The sequence below is a fragment of the Parapedobacter defluvii genome (assembly GCF_014642075.1).
GTDB lineage: Bacteria > Bacteroidota > Bacteroidia > Sphingobacteriales > Sphingobacteriaceae > Parapedobacter > Parapedobacter defluvii.
In genome coordinates this window covers 493,198-518,890 of record NZ_BMIK01000001.1, presented here as the reverse complement: position 1 = coordinate 518,890, position 25,693 = coordinate 493,198, and the positions used below count along the sequence as shown (strand labels likewise).

23 protein-coding genes are annotated in these 25,693 nt (G+C 48.5%); 1 reads left to right on the top strand and 22 read right to left on the bottom strand.

Going from position 1 to position 25,693, the window contains the following annotated elements:
• Positions 1-294 precede the first annotated feature (294 nt).
• On the bottom strand, positions 295-1,185 hold the full coding sequence (locus IEX60_RS02025) for an AraC family transcriptional regulator (RefSeq protein ID WP_188746842.1): 891 nt from the start codon (positions 1,183-1,185) through the stop codon (positions 295-297).
• Positions 1,186-1,507: 322 nt separating this feature from the next.
• On the opposite strand from IEX60_RS02025, the gene IEX60_RS02020 reads away from it, so the two are divergent.
• Complete coding sequence (locus IEX60_RS02020; protein ID WP_188746840.1) at positions 1,508-2,272, top strand: SDR family NAD(P)-dependent oxidoreductase; 765 nt, start codon at positions 1,508-1,510, stop codon at positions 2,270-2,272.
• On the opposite strand, the gene IEX60_RS02015 is transcribed toward IEX60_RS02020, so the two are convergent.
• From IEX60_RS02015 to IEX60_RS01915, 21 genes are all read right to left on the bottom strand, one after another.
• Positions 2,241-3,032: a PIG-L deacetylase family protein gene (locus IEX60_RS02015; RefSeq protein ID WP_188746837.1), complete on the bottom strand. Its 792-nt coding sequence runs from the start codon at positions 3,030-3,032 to the stop codon at positions 2,241-2,243. The genes IEX60_RS02020 and IEX60_RS02015 overlap by 32 nt on opposite strands.
• A gap of 21 nt (positions 3,033-3,053) precedes the next feature.
• Positions 3,054-3,986 (bottom strand): sugar phosphate isomerase family, encoded by a 933-nt coding sequence (locus IEX60_RS02010; RefSeq protein WP_188746835.1) that lies wholly within the window; start codon positions 3,984-3,986, stop codon positions 3,054-3,056.
• Positions 3,987-3,997: 11 nt separating this feature from the next.
• Complete coding sequence (locus IEX60_RS02005; RefSeq protein ID WP_188746834.1) at positions 3,998-5,080, bottom strand: Gfo/Idh/MocA family protein; 1,083 nt, start codon at positions 5,078-5,080, stop codon at positions 3,998-4,000.
• 55 nt (positions 5,081-5,135) lie between these two features.
• The gene (locus IEX60_RS02000) at positions 5,136-5,738 is read right to left on the bottom strand and encodes a 3-keto-disaccharide hydrolase (protein ID WP_188746833.1); all 603 of its coding nucleotides are present in this window, start codon (positions 5,736-5,738) and stop codon (positions 5,136-5,138) included.
• 13 nt (positions 5,739-5,751) lie between these two features.
• Entirely contained in the window at positions 5,752-6,771 is a 1,020-nt protein-coding gene (locus IEX60_RS01995; RefSeq protein WP_229717359.1) for a formylglycine-generating enzyme family protein, read from the bottom strand.
• Positions 6,772-8,088, bottom strand: a complete 1,317-nt coding sequence (locus IEX60_RS01990; RefSeq protein ID WP_188746832.1) for a Gfo/Idh/MocA family protein — start codon at positions 8,086-8,088, stop codon at positions 6,772-6,774. It abuts the gene before it with no gap.
• A gap of 154 nt (positions 8,089-8,242) precedes the next feature.
• The gene (locus IEX60_RS01985; RefSeq protein ID WP_188746831.1) at positions 8,243-9,619 is read right to left on the bottom strand and encodes a Gfo/Idh/MocA family protein; all 1,377 of its coding nucleotides are present in this window, start codon (positions 9,617-9,619) and stop codon (positions 8,243-8,245) included.
• Positions 9,620-9,823: 204 nt separating this feature from the next.
• Complete coding sequence (locus IEX60_RS01980) at positions 9,824-10,252, bottom strand: c-type cytochrome (RefSeq protein ID WP_188746830.1); 429 nt, start codon at positions 10,250-10,252, stop codon at positions 9,824-9,826.
• A 60-nt stretch (positions 10,253-10,312) separates the two neighbouring features.
• A complete protein-coding gene (locus IEX60_RS01975; RefSeq protein WP_188746829.1) occupies positions 10,313-11,167 on the bottom strand; it encodes an AraC family transcriptional regulator in 855 nt (284 codons plus the stop codon).
• Positions 11,167-11,811, bottom strand: coding sequence for a 3-keto-disaccharide hydrolase (locus IEX60_RS01970; protein ID WP_188746828.1), 645 nt, complete (start codon positions 11,809-11,811; stop codon positions 11,167-11,169). The genes IEX60_RS01975 and IEX60_RS01970 overlap by 1 nt, the downstream gene beginning before the upstream one ends.
• A gap of 58 nt (positions 11,812-11,869) precedes the next feature.
• Positions 11,870-12,769, bottom strand: a complete 900-nt coding sequence (locus tag IEX60_RS01965; RefSeq protein WP_262892302.1) for an SMP-30/gluconolactonase/LRE family protein — start codon at positions 12,767-12,769, stop codon at positions 11,870-11,872.
• Between the two features lie 5 nt (positions 12,770-12,774).
• Complete coding sequence (locus IEX60_RS01960; RefSeq protein WP_188746824.1) at positions 12,775-13,590, bottom strand: sugar phosphate isomerase/epimerase family protein; 816 nt, start codon at positions 13,588-13,590, stop codon at positions 12,775-12,777.
• Between the two features lie 45 nt (positions 13,591-13,635).
• Positions 13,636-14,694 carry a carbohydrate kinase family protein gene (locus tag IEX60_RS01955; RefSeq protein ID WP_188746822.1) on the bottom strand — a complete coding sequence of 353 codons (1,059 nt, stop codon included), beginning with the start codon at positions 14,692-14,694 and terminating at the stop codon, positions 13,636-13,638.
• 10 nt (positions 14,695-14,704) lie between these two features.
• Positions 14,705-15,271 (bottom strand): D-lyxose/D-mannose family sugar isomerase, encoded by a 567-nt coding sequence (locus IEX60_RS01950; RefSeq protein ID WP_188746821.1) that lies wholly within the window; start codon positions 15,269-15,271, stop codon positions 14,705-14,707.
• A 32-nt stretch (positions 15,272-15,303) separates the two neighbouring features.
• Positions 15,304-16,449 (bottom strand): Gfo/Idh/MocA family protein, encoded by a 1,146-nt coding sequence (locus IEX60_RS01945; protein WP_188746819.1) that lies wholly within the window; start codon positions 16,447-16,449, stop codon positions 15,304-15,306.
• 6 nt (positions 16,450-16,455) lie between these two features.
• Entirely contained in the window at positions 16,456-17,286 is an 831-nt protein-coding gene (locus tag IEX60_RS01940) for a class I fructose-bisphosphate aldolase (protein WP_188746816.1), read from the bottom strand.
• A gap of 48 nt (positions 17,287-17,334) precedes the next feature.
• A complete protein-coding gene (locus tag IEX60_RS01935) occupies positions 17,335-19,491 on the bottom strand; it encodes a chitobiase/beta-hexosaminidase C-terminal domain-containing protein (RefSeq protein WP_188746813.1) in 2,157 nt (718 codons plus the stop codon).
• A 69-nt stretch (positions 19,492-19,560) separates the two neighbouring features.
• Complete coding sequence (locus tag IEX60_RS01930; RefSeq protein WP_229717358.1) at positions 19,561-21,039, bottom strand: DUF1501 domain-containing protein; 1,479 nt, start codon at positions 21,037-21,039, stop codon at positions 19,561-19,563.
• A gap of 20 nt (positions 21,040-21,059) precedes the next feature.
• Positions 21,060-23,423 carry a PSD1 and planctomycete cytochrome C domain-containing protein gene (locus IEX60_RS01925; RefSeq protein WP_229717357.1) on the bottom strand — a complete coding sequence of 788 codons (2,364 nt, stop codon included), beginning with the start codon at positions 23,421-23,423 and terminating at the stop codon, positions 21,060-21,062.
• 75 nt (positions 23,424-23,498) lie between these two features.
• Positions 23,499-24,803, bottom strand: coding sequence for a hypothetical protein (locus IEX60_RS01920; protein WP_188746811.1), 1,305 nt, complete (start codon positions 24,801-24,803; stop codon positions 23,499-23,501).
• A gap of 21 nt (positions 24,804-24,824) precedes the next feature.
• Positions 24,825-25,685 (bottom strand): hypothetical protein, encoded by an 861-nt coding sequence (locus IEX60_RS01915; protein ID WP_188746809.1) that lies wholly within the window; start codon positions 25,683-25,685, stop codon positions 24,825-24,827.
• Positions 25,686-25,693: the final 8 nt, after the last annotated feature.

The window sequence follows — 25,693 nt, the reverse complement described above, 5'->3', positions numbered from 1 at the left end:
CTAATAATTGATAGGTGTTGTAGCCGTAGCCTACAAACAGTAGCTCAACGAACGATTAAAATTAAACCGTAGTATTTGTATAACATACGTATTAATCGGATCAACACCGTGCTTTCTTTTCTCATTGTAAAAGTATGTGGGAATAAGCAGACGCAGTTGGTTGGTTTTACCCATAAATGGAATAAGATTACCAAGTGCCAGTTCCTCCTCAGCGGATGCACAGATCGCTTTTCAGGGTGAAAATCCAAAAAATCATCGCCATAGGAGCTATTTTAACACCTGAAATGCAACGAGTTAACAACTATGTTTGGGTACGTCACTGCGAAACCGGAACGGGCTTTTTCCCATATGCTCTTTGAATACCTTGCAGAAATGGGAATCGGAATTGTAACCGCACAGGTGGGCTACATCAGAAATCGGATGGTCGGTCTCAATCAATAATTTGCAGGCTTCGTTAATACGTAGTTCTTCCAAGTACTGCGAGAATTTCTTGTGCGTTCTGGATTTGAAAAAACGGCAAAACGAAGGTTTGGTCATACAGGCAATTTCGGCTACTTCGTCCAGTGTAATCTGCCGTTTTAGGTTATCGGTCATAAATTTCAGCACTTGGATCAGCCGATCGGGATACTGCCCGTTATCCTCCGCGGTATCATGTTCAAGAATCAGGCGCTTCTCCGCCGATCGGGCGATAATGCTCAGTACCTGCAAGAGTCCAACTACTTTCTCAAATCCCGTTTTTGATGACAGCTTAATCAACTTGTCTGCAATCAAACTTCGGGTCTTCCCGTAAATATTGATCCCCTTTGATGCTTCCCGTACCATCAGTTTGATGTCATCCATCTCTTCAATCAACTCAAATATATTCTGAAAGACCGCCGGACTGATATATACCGTGATCACTTTAGACTTCAATTTGGAATCCTTTTCAAAATATACGGGATCACTCAACCACACATGCGGAACATTTGATCCGATAAACACCATATCCCCCGACTTGAAGTCGGCCACTTCATTGCCGATGATTCGCTTGCCATGACCTTCCAAAATCAGTGTCAATTGTAGTTCGGGATGTTTATGATAGGCCGGTTTTGCATGATAAGGCGATGACAGGTAAGAATCTTCCCGCATATCCAGGTGTACCGGATTTTTTATAAATGGCGTGATTTCAGTTTCGATGACCTTCATTGTGCTCTTTAAATTTAAAGACAAAAACTTTATTTAAGCCACTCCCGCTATTTACAGGTTTATATTTCCAAACGGTAACGGATACCGCCTATTGGTTAGCTAAACACCCCGGATATGTTCGCACAGTTCCCGGATCGTAACAAAGGTACAGCTATCGCACAACAAAAGCTAACCTTACATTAACAAAAAGTATAATCCAATTAACATCAGCAGATAGTTTTACCAACCGAAAGATAACCGGGCGATATTTTCAGTCAATATCCCGGTAGCAACCTTCAAAATATCCGCTTACCTTTATCTTTATTATATTTTAAGTTGACAAATGAAATTAGCAAACAAAGTAGCCATCGTCACCGGATCCTCCCAGTCCATCGGCAAAGGTATCGCGCTCCGATTTGCCAAAGAAGGAGCCAAAGTTGTGGTCAATTACCTGTCAAATGAGCGGCTGGCACTCGCCGTGGTTGACGAGATCAGGAAAAATGGCGGTGAAGCGTTTGCTTTTCGCGCCGACGTATCCAACGAAGATGATGTTCAACGCATGGTGGAAACCACCGTCGCCCATTACGGAACCGTCGATATCTTGGTTAATAATGCTGCGATAGACCCCCGGCAAAAGTGGAATGAAATTTCCGTGGCAGAATGGGATCGCGTCATGGCCAATAATGTCCGTTCCCAGTTTATTTGCTGCAAAGCTGTTTACCCTTATATGCAGAAACAACAATATGGCAAGATCATTAATGTATCATCGGTCACGTTTTGGTTCGGCAAGACAAACTATGTCCATTACGTTGCATCAAAAGGGGCCATCATCGGCTTCACACGTGCCCTTGCAAGGGAGATCGGCGATGACAACATCACCGTCAACTGCATTACGCCGGGTGCTATCAAAACTGAAACCGAATTAGCTAAAGTCGGGTCCGTCGAAGCTCAGCAGGAAACCGATGTACAGATGACGCAACTCCAATCCATTCCCCGAAGGCAACTGATCGGCGATCTGGACGGTGCTTTCGTTTTTTTAGCCTCGCCAGATAGCGACTTCATCACCGGACAAACCCTCAATGTCGATGGAGGTTGGATGATGCATTAGGGGCTTTTGCATACGCTTCCAATTCCTTCGCCAGCAGGTTGTCCTGCGGGAAGGCATGTCCCAAATGCTGACGGAACCCTTCACCGAAAGGAACGCCGGCTAATCGGCCCTGTTTCGCCGAAAATGACCGCATTGCAAGTACGTATTCATCCATTCCGTGGTGGTCCCGCAGCCACTCCCGCTGTGAAGCGTGGCATACCAGCATCGCTTCTTTCAGGTCAATCTTATCCGTGATATCTATCACCATAGAGGGTTTTACTTCCTGCCCCAAACGATCCTTACCTTCCATGGCATCCAAATAGTACAGATGTGGAACATGAAAAAAAGGGGGCGAAGTGGTCTTGATGTTTTTAACACCCGCACTAAAACAGGCCGTCTGCACCAGTTTGCTGGTCATCTCGTGATCTACCATGTAGCAAAGCGGGCTCATCGTCAGCACCATACGGGGACGGATTTGCCGTATCAGCTCGATTACCTTCAATAACGTTGGCTTATCATATAATATAAAGATATCCTCGCATTCCAGGCATTGGTAGTGTCCATTCAGCAGACCCGCTGCTTTGGATGCCTCCGCTTTGCGGATGGCACTGATTTCTTCCCGGCTTAATGTGGTTGTTCCGCCGTCCCCCGGCGTCATCGTGGCAAGCTCGATCCGCCAACCGCTGTCTTTCAGCAACGCAAGTGTCCCTGCACATAACAGCTCTGCATCATCGGGATGAGCCACGATGGCCAATGCCGTATTCGTTACCTTCTCTTTCATCTTCTCTGCATATAGAATCGATCAGTGCATCTCCGTTGCTACATCCTTCAGTGCATGCCGGTAATAATGGAACTCCACATCCGGATGGCTGGCGAGCAGCGACATCGGTACCGAAGTATCTTCAATGCCTTTTGAGATCATGAAGGCCGTAAGACGCATACCAAACGGGTTGTCGTGGTTACCAGCCTGCCAGATCGATACCTTCTCCGCTTTCCAAGTTTCCTTGGGGCCCACGGTAAGCGCCTGCATCGGGACGCCTACCACGTATCCACCGCCCGATGTCCGTGCATTTTGCATCAACGTAATGGGATGCAGGTCTACAATACGTGCAGGCAAAGCACGGTATTCTTCCGGTGTGGGGGGCGCATCTTTATAAATACCTTCCCGTTTGAGTGGATCGTTGAACGCCCAATGTTTGGCATCTCCCTGTCCTCCCTGCATCACCAGACAGCGGATTTCATCAAAGCTTTCGCTGTAACGATCCAATTGATCGGCTGATGGATAGTGGATATGCTCATCGGGTATCCGGAGATGGGGTTTTATCCGGCTGAACAGCAGCTCGTCATTGGCACGGGCGAAAGACAACGGGTGCGACCTGGCTACGCTTTTACCGTTTTCATACCATTCATCCATGCCCCAGAAATGAGCATGCTTTAACGAGATTTCCAGATCGTTCACCAGTTGTGCCACCAAAGGCAATTGCTCCGTCGGTCCAATCGGCCCACAGATTCCCGTCGGATTTGAAGGCGTGGACTGCTTCCAGGCACGGACGTATTCCAATGCCTCTGCAAGATAAAAAGACTCAAGTGTATCATGTAAGACCACCCGGAAGCCCGGCCGCGAAAGCTGTTCGATATCTTTGACACGTAATCTGGCCGCATCGCGGTGAATCTGTTCGTCCAGCGTGGTATAGTCCCACCATCCTTCCGCAAGTCTGCTGATCGTTCTGCTCATTACACGATTTGCTATAACTCCACTACATTGCCCGTTTTCACCGACTCATCACACGCAAATGCGATACGCAGGCTGTTCACTGCATCCGCTAAGTGCGCCGTCAAGTCCATGTCTTCCCGGATTGCTTTTAGAAAATAAGCTTGCTCGCGGTTGCATAACTCCTGATGATCCGGTTCATCCGTCAGGTCAATCCATTCATCGGGTTTTGCAAATTGTTCGTTGCTATCCAGTTCAGCATGGTGTACCAACAACGATTCAGTCTTGGTGTGCGCCTCAATGGAATCCGATTTTCCCGAAGCCCCGGCTTCTTTGGCTACGATTGACACCGAGCCTTTTGGACCGAAAACGTCTTTTACAAAAAAAGCGGTTTCACTGACCATAGGGCCCCAACCTGCTTCATACCATCCCACCGATCCATCTTCAAACCGTATCTGCAACTGGCCATAGTTGTAATTGTCTGACGCGATTTCGTCGGTTAATCTCGCACCGATTGCATAGACTTGCTTTGGCTTCGAGCGCACCATCTGGCACATGACATCGATGTAGTGCACGCCACAATCCACAATGGGACTCAGGCTGGCCATGAGGTTACGGTGGAGCGTCCACATATCACCGTCGCTCTGCTGATTCAGGTTCATCCGCATCACCAATGGCTTGCCCAGTTGCTGCGCTTCCGCAATAAAACGTTGCCACGAAGGATGATGACGGAGAATGTATCCAACTACCACCTTCTTTCCCGTCTGTCTGGAAACCGCAGCCACGTGTTCTGCCCCTTCGACGGTACTGGCAATCGGCTTTTCCACAAACACATGGCACCCCTGTTCCATGGCACGGACCGCATAGGACTCGTGGGTATCCGGATAGGTGGATAGGCACACGGCATCGGGCTGGGTCGCTACCAATGCTGCTTCAAAATCAGCGAACAGCGGGTAATTACTTCTCAACTTTTCGTTCAGTTTCCTTTTACTGTCACCGCGCGAAACCAATCCGCATATTTCGAAACCGGGAGCATCGTGATAGGCTCGGGCGTGCGACGCACCCATGTTGCCACACCCAACTACGAGTACCCGGACTACTTTTTTTCGTTCGTCCATCCTTAATCCTCCTAACTACTTATTTTCTGATAGCCGAAGCCACCTATCTACCATCTCAAAGCTCCTTGATCGATAGATCTTTCCACCGTACCTTAATACCACCGCCGTCATGAATCTGCAGTGCAATGAAGCCATTTGCTGCTCCAATTTTCTCATCCGACAAATGGACCATTTTCTTTCCGTTCAGCCAACTGGTAACCTCATTGCCAACTGCCCGTATTTTCATTGTATTCCATTCGCCAACTTTTAGGTATTTATCCTTTTCCGGCTCGGGTTGCACCAACCATCCACGACCATAGGATTCATAAATGCCTCCGGTATCATGCCCCGGTGGCGCCACTTCAACCTGCCAGCCGCTGATTTTGACTCCTTCGATATCGGAGCGGATAAACACACCGCTGTTGCCATCGGCTTCCTGCTTAAAATGAACAATCAGCTCAAAGTCTTTGTACGTGTCATTGGTTGATAAATAACCATACTGCTTATCGGGACCGCTTTCACAGACCAGTTCCCCGTTTTCAACATACCATTTCTCCGTGCCGTGGATGGTCCATCCGGTTAAGTCTTTCCCGTTAAACAAACTTTTACGTTGCCCTAAGGCTGTAAAATGGACTAACACGCACAATGCTACCAATAGAATTTTTGAATTTCGTTTCATCTCGTTTTTTTATTTAATATTCCGGAATGGGTTCAATGGTGTAATAAGCCTCGATTTCCGCTGGCGAGGGCTGTACGGCCGGACGAACGATCCGCAACCCGACAAAGGGCGTAAAGGGAAACCACCAATTACTTTTCGGTGTTTGGGGATCCAGCTCCTTCCAGCTCGGGTCTGAATACGCGCGCGCCGCAGACCTAAGGTTTTCAGCTTCGTCCTGAAAAGATCCACCTCTCACCGCGTGCGGATACAATTCCACGGGTGGATTTACAGGATTATCAATGGGCTCAACTTTTCCCCATTGCTTATAACTAGTTGGGGCATACTGATCGAATGTCCATTCACAAACGTTTCCCAACATATCATACAGACCCCAAGCATTTGGCTTCTTTGTGCCAATTACGTGGGTTTTTCCCTCACTGTTAGCAGCGTACCACGCGTAATCTCCCAAATCATCTCCGTTGTCACCGAAAAAAAAGGCGGTTTCGGCGCCAGCCCTACACGCATATTCCCATTCTGCTTCCGTTGGAAGTCGGTAAAAAACACCCGTCCGGGTATATAACCACCTGCAAAACTGAATGGCATTATAATGCGTCATGGCAATCGCTGGCTTCCCCTCTTTCCCCATTCCCATGGTCATATCCAAGTAAGGCGGTGTAGGTCGGGTAATCCCGTCTACATCCTGCAATGCAGACTCCTGTGCAACCGTTGGGTCACCGGATTCGTAGATAAAATACTCGTATATGTCCCAGGATATCTCATACTTCCCAATCCAAAAAGGTGCCACACGTACGTCAACTTGAGGCCCCTCATCGGTCCGACGCCCTTTCTCATCTGCCGGACTTCCCATCTTGAACACGCCACCCTGGATTGCCACCATGTCAATGAACAGATCAGACCCCGGTAGCGGCTGTTGGTAATCGGAAAAATCGGTCTCTTGTGCAATCAGTTGCCCAAAGGCCAGTAGGGGCAACAGACAGCAGATCAGCATGTCTGACGTTGACCACGGAAACCAGTATCCCATTTTTATCATCATTTACAGCACTTTAGTGACGCCGGGGATCGCTACAGGAGGTGACTGCCATTGCAAATCCCAATCGTATTCTTCCAGTTTCGGCCCCAATACCTGGTTGGAATTGAGGGCTTCCTCCCAAGTGATTTCCTGACCGCTGTAAGCAGCCATCCTACCCAAAATGGCCATCATGGTACTATTGGCCATCCATTCGCCATCGTTTATGGGATTTCCCGATCGTATCGAAGCAAAGAACGCATCGTGTTCTGCCTGAAACATGTTATTTGGTTTGCCATCAAATTTCCAGGGATGTTTCCCTCGGATTTCATGAAGTTGTCCCATCACCAAATGCGCGTCTCCTTCACTGCCGGTTACATCGATGGTATTTCTGGAAAAGGCACCCCGCTGCTGGCGGGTGAAAAGAAATCCTCTGACACCTTCCCGGTATTCGTATTCAATGGCAAAATGGTCGTAGATGTTACCGAATCGCTCCTCTACCCGCTGTTGACGTCCTCCCGATCCAATCGCCTTTATTGGCATTTCATCGCCCAGTGCCCAACTCATCATATCCGCACTGTGGCACGCCACCTCAACGATAAAATCTCCGGATAACCAATTTTGATAGTACCAGTTACGCAATTGATATTCCAGTCCAGTCCCCTGCATCTTCGAATAGTCGCTGGGTAATTCACCTCCGTAGCGGAAACCGGTAACTGTCCGTACGTTACCCACCTGGCCGTTCAGGATCTGCTGAAAGGCTGCTTGATTTGCTGCATCGTGCCGGAAACAGAAGCCTGCAAAAACTCCGAGGTTTTTCTCTTTTGCTTTTCGTGCGGATTCCAATACCGACCGGACACCGGGCGCGTCAACTGCCATCGGCTTTTCGCAGAAGGCATGCTTGCCTGCAGCTACGGCAGCGGCAAAATGACCCGGCCGGAATGCTGGCGGCGCGGTCAAAAGCACCACATCAACGCCCGAATCAATCACCCGCTGGTAGGCGTCGAAACCCAGAAACTTGTCCCTTTTTTTAACCTTGATCTTGTCTGGAATCGCCTTGGACAACGCTTCGTAGGATTGTTCCATCCGATCCTCGAAAACGTCGCCCATTGCGGTGAGTATCACATTGGGGTCGGATTTAATTGCCTGGATCGCTGCTCCGGTACCGCGGCCACCACAACCTATGAGACCAATTTTTAGCACTTCTTTTCTCCCCGGAACATTGCCCAGCGCATAGGGCATGCCGAAGTGATAAGCAACACTGCCGCCGATAACAGCCACACCTGCGGTTTTCAAAAAAGAACGGCGACTTCCTGATGGTAACGATGAATAGTTTTTCTCCATTTGTTTTTGTTAAAGCATCTGATTCTTTAAACGAGAATTAATAATTGGAACTTCAAGTTTAATGATTGTGGCCTGCATGGCCAACCATCCACTTGCCTCACAAAACTAAAAAACTATCTTGTATACACAAAAAAGACTGAAACTGTATTTGTCGCTAACTAAATCCATCTACCTGCCAACCTTTTCGATACGTACGGCGCAGGTATTTTTCGGCATCCGGATAATTTGGAAATTTCATATTAACTGCATCCCATTCCAATACCGTATCCGGCACACGTATCGCTACAGTCCCTAAAAGTATGGCCTCGGTCATCGGTCCGGTCTGTGCAAAATGCGATTCGGTTTTTGGTCCGCCTAAGCAAGCATCTACAAAGTGATGGTAATGATTCCGCTCTTCCAAATCCGGACGCTTATGATCCTTGAACTTACTCTCCGGAAGCAGTACCGGTGTTCCCCCATGCGGAATAAGTAGTGCCCCTTCGGTACCAATCAGCATAGCTGCCTCTTCGGGATATTTCTCGCCCGGGTACAGCGCGCGTACCTCTTCGGGAGGGTAGAATTCACCATCAAACCATTCTACAGGAAGCGTTTTGGATGCCGTCCGGTCGTTACCGGGGAACATCCAAGTAATGTGATTGCCTTGCGGCCATGTATCGGCCCGACGATCCGGTGAATCCTTCCAGGATTTCTGCACTTCTGCCACTACAGATATCGGCGATGTCATGCCCAATCCTTTCCAAACGGCATCGAAGATATGACAGCCGATATCGCCCGACCACCCCGTGCCGAAATCCTGCCAGGCGCGCCATATTGCCGGATGATAAATAGATGGCGCATAAGGTCGCATGGGAGCCGTACCAATCCAATTGTCCCAATGCAAACCGGAAGGTACCTCCTGGCCTTGTACGGGTCGTGGCCCCTCAAGACGGTATCCCGCTATGCCCGAGCGGTTCGAGCATAGATAAGCATGTTTCACTTTTCCGATAATACCTTCCTTAATCCATTGAACACCCGTCCGGTCACCAATGGATGAGGCTATCTGGGTTCCCAATTGTGTAATTACCCCCGCTTTTATAGCTGCTTGTGTAAGCACACGCACTTCTGCAACATCATGGCACATAGGCTTTTGACAATACACGTGTTTACCTGCCTTAATAGCGCTCATGGCAATAATGAAGTGATTATGATCGGGTACCGTTACATTAACGGAGTCAATCTTGTTTTTCTCTTTTTTTAGAAGTTCGCGCCAATCCGTGTAGAGACGTGCGCCGGGTACCAGCTCGGCAGCTTTTTGCAAGATGTTTTCATCGACATCGCACAAGGCGACGATTTCTACATTCGGATGAGATTTGAAGTTCTGAAGGTCATGCCCTCCCATACCGCCGACACCGATACAGGCATGCCGAAGCTTTTCTTTGGGCAGCGCCGCAAACGCTTTGGATGCGGATTCCAAAATAAACGGTACACCGATAGCTGCGGTTGCAGCGGTGCGTAAAAATTTTCTACGTGATGTTGAATGATCGTTTTTCATACCCCAGCATATATCTATTAACAGGTTCAAAAAATTGGTTATCCTTCTACCTAAACAAAGATATATATTATACTTGTATATACAAGAAAAAACAGAAAATCAATGAATAATCGCTAAAACAACAACTTTACACGAATTGCACCGTCAAAGCAATTGACATGATTTGTGTATACAAGCAGCAAATTTCAGTATCATCTTAGGGAACTACTTCCTGTCTAACGAAAGAACGTACATAACCATCGTTTCGGCGTCTTCTTCCGAAACCGCCGGATGGGGCGGCATCACAACATTTCCCCATGAACCTTTGGCCCCTAAAATAATCCGCTTGGCAAGGACACGGATGTAATTACTGTTCATTGGGTAACGGGCCGCGATATCTTGAAAGGCAGGGCCACGCTTTCGATCGGTTTCTTTGTGACAGGTAAAGCAATCTGAATAAGACATTAATACCCTTCCTTTATCCAGCATTTCAGCTGTAGGCACAACGTCTACATCTCCGGCAAGCTTTTCGATGGGTTTGTTTGGATGCTCACGGACCGCGCTTTTCTCGCTGTGGTTTGCATTTCCCCCGCATCCGACAGCCAAGATAACAACGGCCAGCAACGTAGCAGAACAAAACATAAAAGCGTGCATGATGATTGGATTTTGGTAAAACTACCAAAAAGAAGGGCTTTTTAAAAGAACTTAACCTGTTTATGTAAACATTTTCCGAAACTCCTGGGGCGTCATTCCCTTCAGCCGCTTAAGCAACCGGATGAAATGAGCCGTAGATTGGAATCCACTGTCCCGGCATATCTTTTGAATCGACAATGAGGTACCTTTCAGCAACTCACACGCATGTTCCACCCGCATTTCCTGTACAAAGTCTGTCAGTGTTTTTCCCGTCCACTGTTTAAAGTAACGGCAAAAGGTAGGAACACTCATGTTCACTAACCCGGCTACCTCTTCGAGGTAAATCCGATCACGTATCCGATCCGCAACATACGTTTGGATACGGCCCAGCGTCTCTTTGCCCTGCAGGTCCATTTCTGTGGATATTGTATAATGCAACGGCGCGCAACTCGGATTATCGCCCAACACGGCAAGCAACCGAAGTACCAACAGCAGCCGTCCCTGCCCGATGGCGTGCGGCATTGACAGCATAAATTCAGTCAGTGAATCCCGTGTCAGCTCTTTAAATGTTAAGGCCAAACCCTCCGCCGTAAACAATCGCTTTAACTTTCCGTGCTCTGGAAGATCAAAATAAGTTTCACCCAAAAATGACCGGTAAAACTGAAGAACAATAAATTCATCTTCTTCTGCATCGCATCCAGCCAATTGTTCACATTTGAACCAGTGCGGTACTCCCGGAGCCAGTAAAAACACATCACCAGCCTGGAACTTCCGGATGGTATTACCCACATAAAAGCTTCCCGAGCCCGAACGTATGAGTATTAATTCATGCGCATCGTGCACATGATAGGGAATGTTGCAGGCCACCCCCCGCAAGTGTTTCACCGCAAAAGACTGGGACGGAGTAATCGGTATGGGCCGGGATACAGGAATCATTAATCGGGAAGTATCTTTACACGAATGTTGCGGAACAGCACTTTACTACCCGGATCGTGCCCCTGCAACGCAAAAGTCCCGCTTGAAATCGTATGCCCGGTATGGGGTTTTATCGTTGTATCCGGTTCATTATACTCCAGGATGAGCTTTCCATCAATCAGAATCCGGACGGTCTTGCCCTGTACAATAATGTGTTGCGTATACCACTGCTTGTCCTTCACCGGAACCGTATCAACATGGACAATGCCATAAATGCTACCCGATCGGCGCCAATCGGTATGCGAAATATTTACCTGTACTTCATGGCCTATCTCCGGGAAACCTACCTCCTGAAATTGTGTATGGAAATAAATCCCTGAATTTGAACCCGGGAACGTCATTACGTCCACTTTCAATTCGAAGTTCTTAAAATCGTGGTTATTCACATCGCCAGCGTAAAAAAGATGTGATCGCTCGCCATTTACCACAATCGCTCCGTCTTCCACGCGAAATGTTTCGGGATGTTCGTTCACTTTCCACCCATTCAATGTCTTTCCATCAAACAGTGATATCCACCCATCTGTGGCATTGTTGCCCTCTTGGGCAATTGACACGCCACTCAATAACAGGAAGAATGCCGCCAAAAAAAACTGATATCTATACATAATGCTGAATTTATAGTTGTTACGCATTCAAGCTTGTCAATGCGATCATCACACTTCCTTACGTCGGCAATTGGCAATCGTAAGTAGGCAATCCAGGCACCTCCATCGCTACCAGGAAGGTGCACCCGCTATCGGGATATTGCGCCAGTTGTTCATCGTCCATTTCCTTCTGGGCAGTCGTCACAAGCAAGTAATCCAAATGAGGGCCTACAAACGCGCAGGACGACACATGAGGTGCCGGTATGGGAATCCAATGCTCCATCGCTCCCGAAATCGGATTGAATCCGCCTACACCCCCTCCTCCCCAGATAGCTACCCAAATGGTTCCTGCAACATCCATGGACATGCCATCCGGAAAACCCATGGATGCTGAAATTTTCACCGCTAACCGATCGAAAGCAACCTTACCGGTCACTGCATCGTGCCTGAATGCCCTAATTTCTTTCGTCGGGCTATCTATGTAATATAGGGTCCGGTTATCGGCCGACCAGCATATTCCATTAGAGATCGACACCCTTTCAATTTTTTTTTCTGCCTGCCATGCGTCGGAAATGCGATATAGATCCCCCCCACCCGGCTCATGATCCATATGGGTCGTCCCGATCCACAGATTCCCCAAGCAATCCACTGCGCCATCATTGCACCGGTGATTTTCCCATTCCCGGTTCAAATCGGAAATCAATGACAGCTCCTGAGACCTCAGATCATACGTACCTATGCCACCCTGCGCACCGGCAACGAGCAAATTGTTAGTTCCGCCGACCGGACAAACGAACGAAATCATCCGGCTTCCTTTGTATTGGGTTACCAAGCCATCGCCCAGTTGATACTCAACAAGGGTATTTCCGAGGATGTCCACCCAAAAGGCACTACCGCGACCTGAATGCCACATTGGACTTTCACCGAGTATACAACCCGGTACCTCCAACTTTTTTACCCTGTTTTCCTCAACTATCATTACATCTATTCCTGTCGGCTCAGAAAATCGACTGCTGCTTTTACTTCATCGAAATTGTTATCCCAATCGTGCTCACATTCAACAAAGATAAACCCCTGGAACTTCTGACGCCTTAGTTCTGTAAATACCGCCTTGTAGTCAATCACTCCGGTTCCCACTTTTATGTCAGCCGCCTCCGGATTCCCGAAGGAATCCAGATCTTTCGCATGGATGCTTACCAAATGTCCTTCCAACTGTTTTAGGCATTCCACCGGATCTAGGCCACTTCTCACCCAATGCCCCAAATCACCGCATACCGCAAAATGCGGATGCCCTTTTAAAGCGGCTAGAACGGAATCAGGGTGCCAGAAGCGGCTTTGTCCTTTCCTATGTTGGTGGAGGGCCAGTTTTATTCCATAATCTGCCGATAGACTATCCAATTTATCCCAAAACTGAGGTTCCGGCTCGCCAACAAGAAACTTCAAACCAAGCTGCTTTCCCTTTTCGAACAACACCTGCCATTCATCAAGGGTTTTACCATCGGCATACATAGAAACCATGTGCAAGTCATTCTCCTGCAACAGGGATTGGACATCCGCAAGTTCCGACTCGCTCAGTTCGGCAAATGATTTCTCCCCGAATTTTCCACGCGGTTGATGAAAAGAAAAACCCTCTACATAAGCTGCACCACTTTCTTTCGCTTTCTTTAACCCGTCCTTCAACGAAAAGCGATTAAACGAATACAAGGCAACCCCTATAGGAGCGCGCTCCTTTTGGATGGTTGAGCCACAGGCAAAACACCAGCCTGCTATTGCCAACATACCTATTATTTTCATCTTCATGTCCTACAATTATAAGCGTTTCAAATCAGGATGTGCTTTTTTATTTTAACTTTCCCATCCGATCCGGCTTTTCTTTTCCCGGTATCCATATACCTTAGAAAGTGCCAGGCAGTCCGTATGGGGAAGCATTCCATCGGAGCACGTTACATGCGATAAGCTGGCTGCTGCTGCACAAACGCCCAAATCAAGGCATGCTTCCATATTCCAACCTTCGTGTATACCCAGCAAAACACCGGCGGCAAGTGCATCGCCTGCACCGTTTGCCCCTATGACTTTCTCCTGGGGGAGCTGCAGACTGGGTTGGAATAACTGACGACCATCACGGTGTGAAGCCCATACGCCGTCCGGATGATGAATAATGATCCACTCACTGACCCCCATCCGGAAAATGACCTTAAAAACATCCTGGCATCGCCTGTCCATTTCAGCCGGGTCTGTTACTTCCATTAAATTAACCCCCGAAAGTTGGCTTGCCTCGTATTCGTTTAGAAAAAGATAATCTACGTAAGGCAATGCACAGGGAATGATGGTTGTGAACCGATCCGAATCTTCGCTCACCAAATCAATGGAGGTCAAAAAGCCCTCTTTTTTGGCATTCTCTAACACAAACGAAGCCTTGGTCCTTCCGTTTGGCTGAATTTCATCCAGGCGATCCAGTAGAAGCAGGTATCCCAGGTGAAAGATTTTTGCATTTGAAATCCGGAAATCAAAATGATCCATATCCAATAGGGAATTGGCTCCCCGATGATGGAAAAATGTGCGTTTCCCCGTCTGCTTAACGGAAGTCACAATGGTATAGGAGGTCGGTATGTCAGGTATCATTTGCAATTGCCGCACGTCAATACCCGCTTCGCGGCAATGATCTACAATCCGTATACCATTGAAATCGTTTCCAACCAAACCGACTGCCTCCAACCGAAAGGGAGCTTCCAGTTTGGTTAAATCCATCAGGATATTATAGGCTGATCCGCCATTACTCGTGTACTCATGCAGAATATTGACAAGGGATTGTTCCGCCGGAAACTTATCGATCAGTTTCACCTGATCCAATATCCAATTGCCCGCTACCAGCAGCCCCGACCGATTCGTATGATTTTTCGACATGGTCAATGGATTATTCATTCAGCAACTTCACCAACGGAGGTTCGTCTTCTATGATTTCGGGAAATCGTCCGATCTCGGTATCCCAAAAGAAATTATCGTTTTCATCATCGTTGGCGGTAGATACCTCGCCAATGATACACTCGGGAGAAACCGGATAAAATGCATGCCAAAGCAGCGGAGTAATCGTGATGCGTTCACCTGCTTTTAACACAATGGGCTGGCCATTGCTAATTGGACGATATTCACCGTTGATTTTAACGTTTATAAATTCCTGTTCAACGGTTTCGGGATTTTCTCCCCACAACGTAACCGCGAGTTCACCCGCTCGGCATATAATATCCTCCTTTTTCTGCTTATGGTAATGTGCCGGTGTGGTCTGGTCTCTCCAGGCGTACATCAGCTTTTCACAATATTCGGGCTCTGCGGCAAGATTCACCAATACCAGCCCTTCCTTACGAAAAATCCCTAATCCAAAATCCGTTACGTCCCACGCGGGATTGGGTGGCAATGCCCAACCATTGCGTTCGAAAAAATTGATCGCAGAACGCACCGCATAATTTATCTCTGACCGTTTCATTGATTACTTCTTTTCTTTTTTTGTTACCGGGGTCATACTACAAGTGTGGAAGGGAAAGAGACATTCACGAACGTACCCGTTTCCTGTGAACGCAACGCTGCGTTAAATACCCGATGGCTATCCACGGCTTCCTCAGGCGTTGCACAGCCAAACTTCCCGTCCAACAAACCTTCACGCTCTGCAATATAAGCCGCGAACATTTGCATGAAACAATCCGGAAAGCCTGCTTCGAAAATACCACCCGTGATGGTTTCAAAGGGCATTTGAAATCCGAGGTCCGTGCGCTTCCACCACTGCTCGGCGCCATTGGTGAACTGCCAAAAGGCTTTCGTATCCTTGGTGCTGTACCGCACACCGCCTTCCGTTCCGTAAATCTCAATGTACCAAGTATTTGTTTCACCCGGTGCCAGTCGTTTCATTTCCAGTTGCATGGGCACCTGCTCACCATTGATTTCTACCTGGGTACTCAATGTAGCATTGTTCCAGGTATCACATACCGCCATTCCCCCTTTTCCATCGGGCCGCTCAGTGATGATCTTTTGCAATTGGGCAAACACCTTGGTCGGCTTCCAACCTAACCGAAGCGGCACATGCAATGCATGCATACCCAAATCTCCCATCACACCGATTTCACCGCAATATTGTGATTGGCGCTTCCAATTGATCGGTTTCTGCGCATTCATATCGCTCGCGTGGAGGAAACCCGACCGGACTTCAAATATCCGGCCTAATCTTCCGGATTGCACTTCGGCGATAACCCGCTGTGGTCCGGGCAGAAAAGGCATTTCCGAACTGCAACGCACAAATCGTCCTAACTTGGTCGCCTCGGCAGCGATCGCTTCCGCTGCCTCCTGATCAATACCGAAAGGTTTCTCACCCAGCAAATCTTTGCCTGCCCGCAAGATATCAATGTATAATTCACGGTGCAGGTTATGCGGAACGGCAATGTATACCACATCCACCTGATCACTGTTGATCAGTTCCCGGTAGTCCGTTGTCAGCAACGAAACACTGTCAATTTGTTTGTACCAAGATAATATGCTTTCATTCAGATCGCAAACCGCGGTAAGCTGAACCCGCACGGGGAAATCCTTTAAGGCAAACCAGCGTCCAAATGCGCTCGCCGCCTCGCGTCCCATCAATCCGCCGCCAATGATGCCTATGTTTACTGTTTTCATTTATGCCTATTTTAACAATCCGATTACTTCGGCTGGTTTAGCTTTTTCATGTACAATGGCCATCAACGCACGGGTCATTCCGCTTGGATTGGCATGCTGAATTACATTCCTTCCATATACAATGCCTCTCACCCCCTGCTGCATCAAACCATAGGTACGTTGAAGGATTTCCTCATCGCTCGCTTTTCCGCCACCACGTACCAATACCGGAATGTCTCCTGCAGTTTCTACGACGCGATGGTAGTCATTCACGTTATCGGTAGGATCCGCCTTGATGATATCCGCACCGAGTTCCACGCCCTGCCTCACCAATGGAATGATTTTTTCCGGGTCGCCATTCACCATATACCCACCGGCTTCGCTGTTTGGGCGGAATACCAGCGGCTCTACCATCAGCGGGATACCATAACGTTCCGTCTCAGGCTTTATCTTCAATATATTCTGAATACATTGGTCGGTCACCTCCGGTTCATCCGGAATGCTGAATAGGTTCACGACGACGCATGCGGCATCCAAACGGACCGCCTGCTCTACCGGATTTTCGATCATCCGGCTGAATAAGGTACGCGGCAATTGCTTACCGTATACATTGGCTACGTCGGTACGTAAAACCAGTGACGGTTTCTCCCGTCCGGGAAGGGACTGTAGATAATGTGCCTGACCAACCGTAAGCTGAATGGCATCGGGGGCTGCATCCACCAACACATCCACGGCATTCTTGATGCTTTCAATACCCTGCAAAAAAGAATACTCATTAAAGAACCCGTGGTCTATGGCTACATCAAAGCAATTGCCTGAGCTCCTGTTAAAGAGTCTGTTTAATCTATAAGTTTTCATAACACAAATATAACCATTAAATCAACTTGTATATACAAGTTATAAAAATTATTTTAAAATAATTTCATCGACAAATAACCAGGCCTCCCCGCCCGCACCGGGATATCCATCAGGAATCTTCCGGTAAGGCCGGGCAATCAGTTTCAGGTAGCGCAGGTTGGTGGTATGGATGGGGCAATCGATCAGCCTATGCCCTTCCAGTTGTTCGGGTTTACCCGGTACGGGTGATAACTTTGCCAATAATTTTTCTTCCGTTGTATCGGCGCCTCCCCATACTTCGATATACTCCGGTGCATAAACGGGCATATACGTAATCCCTTGATAGTTTTGCATCACGCTAAGCGTCAAGGTATCGATTGCCGTTGGTTCATCAAAATGCATTACGGCCGACAAAGGCGACTTTAGGTACCCCTGCCATTTTCCATCGGCATGGTTGTTACCTCCACTCTCCAAATCAAAAAACGAGATTTCCCTGCGTGCGGGATATAAATAATGGGGCCGGCCTTCCATCACAATACGGTCCGGTGTTTTCGCCGATCTCACATACCCGCGCACGATGGTGGGACTTGGCGCCCATCCTTCCTTAAATGCTTTCACCGATAATTGTTGGTTGCTTCGGATCGAAATTGGCTTATCAAATACGGTGCTGTTCGAACTATCCGGCTCCTTTCCATCCAGCGAGTAGCGGATTTCTACACCGGGGATGGGGTGACTCATCGTAATCTGCAGCTCATCGCGGAAAAAAGTCCGCGCCGGGGTGATCTGCGGTACCGTCAACGATAACGTTGTCTGCCCATCATCGACAAAGCCCATTTCAACAACCTTCGTTGGAAACGAAGCCGTCAATTGGGAGACCTCTTCATTGGTAATGGGTGTATTCCAGATATACACCCGCCGTAATGCGTCGTTGGCCAGCAACTCTTTGATTCCAGCGGCCGTAATAGCCGTTCCACTTAATCTGACGCTACCCAATTTGGGCAGTGCATGCAATGCCGTCAGGCCTGCATCATCGATCGGGGTATCATTCAAATTGATATCACGGAGATTTTTGAATTTCGCGACTGTCTCCAATCCTTGCTTGCCGATGGGCATACCGTCAACATTCAACGAAACGATCTGTTGTGCGATCGGTTCCAGCTCCGCCAACGCTTGGTCGGTATAAAAGCCCGCTCCGTAAAAGCTCACCGAAAGTGCCGGTGATCCATCTGCTAATACACGGATCACCCGATAGGGTGTTGAAAGTTTTTCGATCTGCTTCGCATCCGCCGCGGGGAAATCAAAATTTTCCTCCTTATGGATCGGATAAACCGCTCCAATGGCCAACAGGAGACTGTCATCGGCATTCAGCATCGCTACGGGCAGATTAAATTGGGCACCCTTGGCTACCCACGCCTGAAGCAACGTAAGTTCTTCCGGCGTCAGTTGCGGCTTGCCTTTAGGGGGCATGTGATGTTCGTGTTCGATATCTAACAGCAACCGCTGTATTAACAGGCTTTCCATCGGATTTCCTGCCTGTAACAACACTCCGTTTTTACCACCCTTTGCCATCGAGGCGGAATCCGCTAAAATCAATTCACCTTTTGATTTCCCTGCATTGTGACACGACAGGCATTTGGCTTTCAGTATGGGAAGTACGGCATCATCAAACACCTGCGCGGTGTTGATGTCGAATACTTCCGTATTATTTTGTTTCAGGGGCTCAAATACAAACTGTTCGCCGTGTGTCAACGCCGCCCCAAAATGTCCGGCTATCAGCACCAGCAACAGACATAAGTTGGTAACCGCAGCAAACCAGAATCGATAGCGGGTATATTGAAGTCCCTGAGCACACACAAGCACCCCCGATAAAAAAGAAATACCCACACCTGTCCATTTGTGCCACTGCAAATTACCTCCTTCATACCCTTCCTCCTGGGCAAGTAGAAGACCCATAATTACCGTTATGGCGGCGGTCAATGCAGCTACAAATAAGGTTTCTCGGATCAGCGGTTTTATGGATAGCGTCTTTTCCAACTGTCGACTGAAGTTGATAAATATACCGGCCATCAGCAGCAAGACAATCGGGAAATGCAGCAGCATCGGATGTACTCTTCCGATAACCTGCATCCATACCGGCACGCGGACAAGGTGTTCGAACAGTAGAAAAAAAAGGATAAAGCAATTGAGGCCTATCAGCGTATTCAGCCGCCAGTTTGGTATTTTCATCAACAGCCCCTTATTATACGTTCAACTCCAAAAATTGGTTGCATGCGATTAGAATTTACGGCTGGAAAACTAAGCAATAATACTTTTTACCACATTGCCTGCGACATCCGTGAGCCGATACCTTCTTCCCAGGTGTTGATAGGTTAATCGTTCGTGATCCAGCCCCAGCAAATGGAGTACCGTTGCATGGAAATCATGCACATGCACCGGATCTTTTACGATGTTATAGCCGAATTCATCGGTCTCTCCGTATACCAGGCCCGGTTTCACGCCACCGCCCGCCATCCAAATGCTGAAACTGCGCGGATGGTGATCGCGCCCGTAGTTGTTAAACTCGAGGTGTCCCTGGCAGTAATTTGTCCGACCGAATTCACCGCCCCATATTACCAAGGTCTCGTCGAGCAATCCCCGTTGCTTCAAGTCGGTCACCAACGCGGCAGAAGCCTGATCAACATCTTTCGCCTGCAGGGCCATCATGCCCGGAAGCCCCCCATGCTGGTCCCACCCCTGATGATAAAGCTGGACGAAGCGGACACCGCTCTCCGATAACTTCCTTGCCAGCAAACAATTTGCTGCATAGGTTCCCGGCACCAGGCATTCGGACCCATACATTTTTACGATATGATCCGGTTCTTTCGATACATCCGTTACTTCCGGCACAGAAGTCTGCATCCGGTAGGCCATTTCATACTGCTGCACCTTAGCGGTAATCTCGGCATCACCGAACACTTCAAACTGCATGGCGTTCAATTTCCCCAGCTTATCGAGCAGATTCCGCCGGCTTACCTTATCTGTGCCTTCGGGATTATTCAAATACAATACCGGGTTCGGGCCGCCCATGAATTGGACTCCCTGATGAACTGAGTCGAGAAACCCGTTTGTCCATAATTTCGAATAAATCCCCTGGTTATCACCTTTTCCCTTTGATATCAATACACAAAATGCGGGGAGGTTTTCATTTTCGCTGCCCAGGCCATAGCTCAGCCAGGCACCCATGCTCGGCCGGTTGCCCTGCTGTGCTCCCGTTTGAAAAAAAGTAATGGCAGGATCGTGGTTTATGGCATCCGTATGCATCGACTTTACAATACAGAGGTCGTCTACAATCTTGGCGGTGTGCGGGAAGAGGCTACTTACCCAGGCCCTGCTTTCGCCATATTGCGCAAAATCAAAATAGGATCCCACTAAAGGGAAGGAAGCCTGACCGGACGTCATTCCGGTGAGGCGCTGTCCTCCGCGTACCGATTCAGGTAAGTCCTGCCCGAGCATTTCCCTTAATTTCGGTTTGTAATCGAATGATTCCAGTTGCGACACACCGCCGGATTGGAACAGATAGATGACACGTTTTGCTTTGGGAGCAAAATGGGGTATTGCTTTTGCCAATGCATCCTGCCCGCTCTTCCCACCGGAAAACAAACCAGGCATCAACAGCGAGCCCAGCGCTGCACTGCCTATGCCGATACTTAAACTCGACAGAAACTGCCGCCGGTTTTGAAACAGTTTAGCATTTAAAATTTCCTTTTCCATGGAAGGCACGTTTTTCTTTTCCATTGCTCAGCGTTTTTATGGTCCTATACTCGTGTTGTAGCTTCTTCCAGGTTATAGATCGCATGAATCACTGCCATCAATGCCGCATATTCAACGGCGGGAATGTCTTCCCTGAGCGGCGCTTCCCCTACTTGCAGGAATTTATCCGCTTCACCGGAATCCTGCCGGAAGCGCTGCTGTTCTTCTTCGTAATACTGCTGCAATACTTCCAGCTCCCCTTCCGTTGCATCCCGACACAAAATCCGCTTAAACGCCGTTTGTATCCACGTGTCCGGCGAAGCATCGGCTTGCTCGGCCAATAATTCGCCCGCAAATACACGGGCACCTTCCAAGACCGTCGGATCATTCAGCATAACCAACGCCTGTAAGGGTGTATTGGTGCGCTGCCGGGTTACTTCGCACATATCCCGGTTGCTTGAGTCGAAAATAAGCATGCTGGGCGGAGGCAGCGTTACTTTAAAGAACACATAAATACCCCGTCTGTACAAGGCATCGCCGTGGTCCTGTACATAGTGCGCCAACGCCCCCCTTCCCGGGCTGGTAATTTCCCATATTCCGTCCGGTTGATAGGGCTTAATACTTGGGCCGCCGATGGTCCGGTTCAGCAGGCCGCTGCTTGCCAGTACCTGATCGCGGATCATTTCAGCGGGTAATCGGATCCGGGCGGCACGCGCATAGTAGCGGTTATCCGGATCCCGTTTCCGGTGTTGATCCGTTATCTGAGACGACTGCCGATACGTGGCGCTCATGACAAACTGCTTAACCAATCGTTTGATATCCCAACCGTTTTCCTGAAAATCGACGGCCATCCAATCGAGCAATTCAGGATGTGTGGGCAGCGTACCCTGATTGCCGAAGTCGGCGATGGTGGATACCAGTCCGTTGCCGAAAAACAGTGCCCACAACTGGTTGACGAACACACGTGCCGTCAGTGGATTGTCTTTACTGAACGTCCACTGCGCTAAGCCCAGCCGGTTCGGTGCATACCGGGTACTGTCAAAATCAAGTACAGACTCCGGTGTTCCGGGGAAGACACGTTCCTTGGGCGCGTCGTATACACCCCGGTCTAAGAGGAATGTGGGCCGCACCTCGTCACGTTCACCCATTACCGATACCGAAACCTGTTCCTGATCATCCCATTTATTGATAAAATTAAGTATGCCGTTCAGGTCATCCTGGGTAATCGTTAACCGGGGCGTCTTAGACGGACCGGAATTCACCAATCCTTCTAACCCATTTTCCAATGTGTTGTTGAAAAAGGCAAATAAACTATAATAATTCTTCTGCGAAAAGGGATCGTATTTATGATCGTGGCATTGCGCACACTCCATGGTGATGCCCAAGATACCTTTTGAATAGGTGTTGGTTTTGTCGATGGTATAGGCAACCCGGTATTCCTCATCGATTACGCCACCTTCTTCGGTAATTTTATGATTCCTGTTAAAAGCAGTGGCCAATATCTGTTCCTTCGATGCGTCGGGCAGCAGATCGCCGGCCAATTGCCAGGTAATAAACCTGTCGTACGGCATGTTCTCGTTGAATGCGTGAATCACCCAATCGCGCCAGGGCCACTGGGTACGGATGTCGTCATCCTGATAGCCGTAAGAGTCCGCATAACGTGCTACATCCAGCCAGTGCAATGCCATTCGCTCGCCGTAGGCATCGGATGCCAATAGTTCATCCACCATCTTTTCATACGCCTCCGGCGAATCATCGGCCAGAAAACGTTCGATCTGGGCGGGCGACGGCGGCAATCCCGTTATGTCCAGGCTTACCCGGCGCAGCAAATGGTGCTTTTCAGCAACAGGGTTAGGCTTTAACCCTTCCGATTTCATCCGTTGGAGAACGAAACGATCAATCTCATTCCTTGCCCATCCATTGCCGTCATCCTGCGGAACTTCGGCCTTTACAGGAGGCGTAAATGCCCAATGTGGTTTATATTCGGCACCCTGTTCAATCCAACGTGTAATCAAGTTAATTTCCCTGTCGGTCAGCGTCAGGTTTGACGAAACCGGAGGCATACGATACGTTTCATCGTCGGTAACCAACCGGTGGTAAACTGCGCTCTCCTCCGGTTTGCCGGGCACGATGGCATACATACCCGGATTCTCAGACAAAGCCTGATAAGCTCCTTCTTTTGTATCCAGCCGGAGCCCTGCCTCCCGCGTATTGTTATCCGGGCCGTGGCAGGCGAAACACTTATCAGATAATATCGGCCGGATATGAAAATTATAATCCACAACATCCGGCAAACCGGCAGTAGTCCCACCTGTTTCGGTGGCGGTGTCACATGTCGCCAGCAAAAAGACCACCGAACCGATTGCCCATACCGCCATCCACTTCCGGAATCGACTTACGAGTATATGGATTAACCTAGCTTGAATCATAATTTTGGTCCCTCCTCACAACTGCATTTAACGCAAATATAGTAATTCAACTTGTATATACAAGACAATACACCATTATTGTGCCTCTATTTCACGTATATAGGCTAGCCAATCATCCCAGTGGAGATCGACAATGCCCATCACTCTCTTTGGCGACCAATCATCGTTGTACAAACTAAAACTTCCGTTTGTAGCATTATCGATCGATACAAACTCCCAACCGAAACGTGTCCCCTGTTTCAATGTATTACGTAAAATCTCCCGAAGCTCTTCATCACTAAAGTGATTAAAATCGCTTCCATTGAACGTCATATGCTCAGTAATTGCCCAATTCCGATGGTAGGTATCGTTCGCATGATGTACCCGGTCATAGGCCTTCTGATTCGGATGGTTTTCCGGAAAGAACCAGCTCCAATTTACCTGAATGATATTCGGGGCAGTTAGATGAGCCAAAAATTCCTCCGGATTACCGTTTCGCTTCATCATGGTATCTTCGTCGGCATCGAGGTAGTCTACGGCAATATATGCATTCGGTCCTGCCACCTCGCGGAAGGCCGCAGCATCCCCATTCACCCATCCGGCTAGAAATTGTGCCCTGAATTTATTCCAGTATAGGTTATTTACGAATGATTGTGGGATCGGGAATGCTTCCGGCATTTTTGCAGCGGGATCGGTAATCTTATTTTCAGTTAACCATGCATCGTATGCGTGTTTCGCATGCGCACTGAAACACAGATTGATGGTTCCCATGTACTGCGGCTCCACGGTGGTCTCAAAATAACCTATTTTTTCATAGTCGACCCCAGCAGTGAGTTCTTTGATAAACGTTCTGGCTGCTTCCCGGTAACCATCGTGAAAAATGGACACCACCCTCGACCCAAACCCGTACTCGGTGTCTGTCACTGTTTTTCCCTGGTCATTGATGGCATCGGCATCCGGGAATCGATCCCAAAATCCTGCCGGCATTTGCCCTCCTCCTACCGCATACGTCTCTACCGACAAGCAGGGGATCATCCCTTTGGTATAGATCGTATTGATCAACCGATTCAATGGCTCCAGCGACACGTCGGGAACACCGTCGCCATCGTGATCAAAATGATGCCAATAACAATTGATCTCGATTACGTTGTAATGTTTAGACTTTAATTTATCCAGGTCATTAATCAATTGCTGCACCGCATTGCCATCCGCAAAATTACGGAGAGGCTTGGCAATTTTTAAAAACACCCATTCGCCGTCACGGTAAAACTTGCCGTTCTCGATTTTCCAGACCGGTTTTTCATTCGTTTGTTCGTCTTCGGGTTTATCTGTGTGTTCCGCACCAACTTTCGCCGTACAAGAAAACAACGCCACACACACGATGACCCCAAACCAATTCATGAAGCTCATTTTTCTTTCAAATTATTCTGCTGCCAATATTTTTAGATCATCCAGTCCGATGGTAATGGGATAGGTTGCATCCCCTTTCGCGAAGAGGTACACCCGGAAGAAATTGATTGCCGATAGGTTGGGATCACCTCCCGTCACCGACGCATCCTTGAACTTAAACACCAATTCATTCCAACCGGCACTTAGCCCCATACCGTTCATGACAATGGGCCACGTGAGCTCGTTCTTGTCTGGCTCGCCGGAACTGGAGAGCTCAAATTGGCCAATCTCGGCACCCTGATCAAATTGCGACGGATCTGAAATATAAAACCACAGGTGCAGTTCACCCAGCTCTTTACTTACCCGCGTATTTAAGGGGGTTGGCACATTGTGCTGTAGCAGCAACAGGTTCCCTCCGCCGTCTGCCGTTGTTTTTATAGACGCTTGCCCTTCTTTCTTGTCCTCCCCGTCAACAAATCCATTCCCAGCCCAACCCCAGCCATCGGCCTGGTCGGCGTTGCTCAGTAAGCTGGGTGGAGGCAATATTGACAGATATGCCAGCATAATCCGATTGCCGCAGGTAGGATTGCCAATCATTGTTTTCCGCACGGCATAAGCACCGGGAGCACTCGCTGCCAAATCAATTTCACCCGTCAAGGTATCTTTCAATACCAATCCTTGCGGTGCACTGAAAACCCCGGGAATCTCCGCTCCCGAATTGTAGCTAGGCAGAAGTGTTTCAGCTTCCCCCTGCCTGAAGGGTGAACCGTCATAGAAAAAATCAGATTCACAGGGAGCCATCTTTTCCGTCTCTTTACATCCTGCCCACACCAGCGCCACCACCATCATTAAGAGGTAGCGGCTTGTCAGCCATTTATAAACCATTGCTTTCATTTTACGTT

Excerpts from the sequence above, each read along its gene's own strand:
- IEX60_RS01930 (WP_229717358.1), bottom strand. The coding sequence starts at position 21,039 with ATGGAAAAGAAAAACGTGCCTTCCATGGAAAAGGAAATTTTAAATGCT.
- IEX60_RS01950 (WP_188746821.1), bottom strand. The coding sequence starts at position 15,271 with ATGAAACGGTCAGAGATAAATTATGCGGTGCGTTCTGCGATCAATTTT.
- IEX60_RS02010 (WP_188746835.1), bottom strand. The coding sequence starts at position 3,986 with ATGAGCAGAACGATCAGCAGACTTGCGGAAGGATGGTGGGACTATACC.
- IEX60_RS01990 (WP_188746832.1), bottom strand. The coding sequence starts at position 8,088 with ATGGAGAAAAACTATTCATCGTTACCATCAGGAAGTCGCCGTTCTTTT.
- IEX60_RS01980 (WP_188746830.1), bottom strand. The coding sequence starts at position 10,252 with ATGCACGCTTTTATGTTTTGTTCTGCTACGTTGCTGGCCGTTGTTATC.
- IEX60_RS01915 (WP_188746809.1), bottom strand. The coding sequence starts at position 25,685 with ATGAAAGCAATGGTTTATAAATGGCTGACAAGCCGCTACCTCTTAATG.
- IEX60_RS01970 (WP_188746828.1), bottom strand. The coding sequence starts at position 11,811 with ATGTATAGATATCAGTTTTTTTTGGCGGCATTCTTCCTGTTATTGAGT.
- IEX60_RS01925 (WP_229717357.1), bottom strand. The coding sequence starts at position 23,423 with ATGATTCAAGCTAGGTTAATCCATATACTCGTAAGTCGATTCCGGAAG.
- IEX60_RS01975 (WP_188746829.1), bottom strand. The coding sequence starts at position 11,167 with ATGATTCCTGTATCCCGGCCCATACCGATTACTCCGTCCCAGTCTTTT.
- IEX60_RS02020 (WP_188746840.1), top strand. The coding sequence starts at position 1,508 with ATGAAATTAGCAAACAAAGTAGCCATCGTCACCGGATCCTCCCAGTCC.
- IEX60_RS01920 (WP_188746811.1), bottom strand. The coding sequence starts at position 24,803 with ATGAATTGGTTTGGGGTCATCGTGTGTGTGGCGTTGTTTTCTTGTACG.
- IEX60_RS01960 (WP_188746824.1), bottom strand. The coding sequence starts at position 13,590 with ATGAAGATGAAAATAATAGGTATGTTGGCAATAGCAGGCTGGTGTTTT.
- IEX60_RS02005 (WP_188746834.1), bottom strand. The coding sequence starts at position 5,080 with ATGGACGAACGAAAAAAAGTAGTCCGGGTACTCGTAGTTGGGTGTGGC.
- IEX60_RS01940 (WP_188746816.1), bottom strand. The coding sequence starts at position 17,286 with ATGAAAACTTATAGATTAAACAGACTCTTTAACAGGAGCTCAGGCAAT.
- IEX60_RS01985 (WP_188746831.1), bottom strand. The coding sequence starts at position 9,619 with ATGAAAAACGATCATTCAACATCACGTAGAAAATTTTTACGCACCGCT.
- IEX60_RS02025 (WP_188746842.1), bottom strand. The coding sequence starts at position 1,185 with ATGAAGGTCATCGAAACTGAAATCACGCCATTTATAAAAAATCCGGTA.
- IEX60_RS01965 (WP_262892302.1), bottom strand. The coding sequence starts at position 12,769 with ATGATAGTTGAGGAAAACAGGGTAAAAAAGTTGGAGGTACCGGGTTGT.
- IEX60_RS02000 (WP_188746833.1), bottom strand. The coding sequence starts at position 5,738 with ATGAAACGAAATTCAAAAATTCTATTGGTAGCATTGTGCGTGTTAGTC.
- IEX60_RS01995 (WP_229717359.1), bottom strand. The coding sequence starts at position 6,771 with ATGATGATAAAAATGGGATACTGGTTTCCGTGGTCAACGTCAGACATG.
- IEX60_RS01945 (WP_188746819.1), bottom strand. The coding sequence starts at position 16,449 with ATGAAAACAGTAAACATAGGCATCATTGGCGGCGGATTGATGGGACGC.
- IEX60_RS01935 (WP_188746813.1), bottom strand. The coding sequence starts at position 19,491 with ATGAAAATACCAAACTGGCGGCTGAATACGCTGATAGGCCTCAATTGC.
- IEX60_RS01955 (WP_188746822.1), bottom strand. The coding sequence starts at position 14,694 with ATGTCGAAAAATCATACGAATCGGTCGGGGCTGCTGGTAGCGGGCAAT.
- IEX60_RS02015 (WP_188746837.1), bottom strand. The coding sequence starts at position 3,032 with ATGAAAGAGAAGGTAACGAATACGGCATTGGCCATCGTGGCTCATCCC.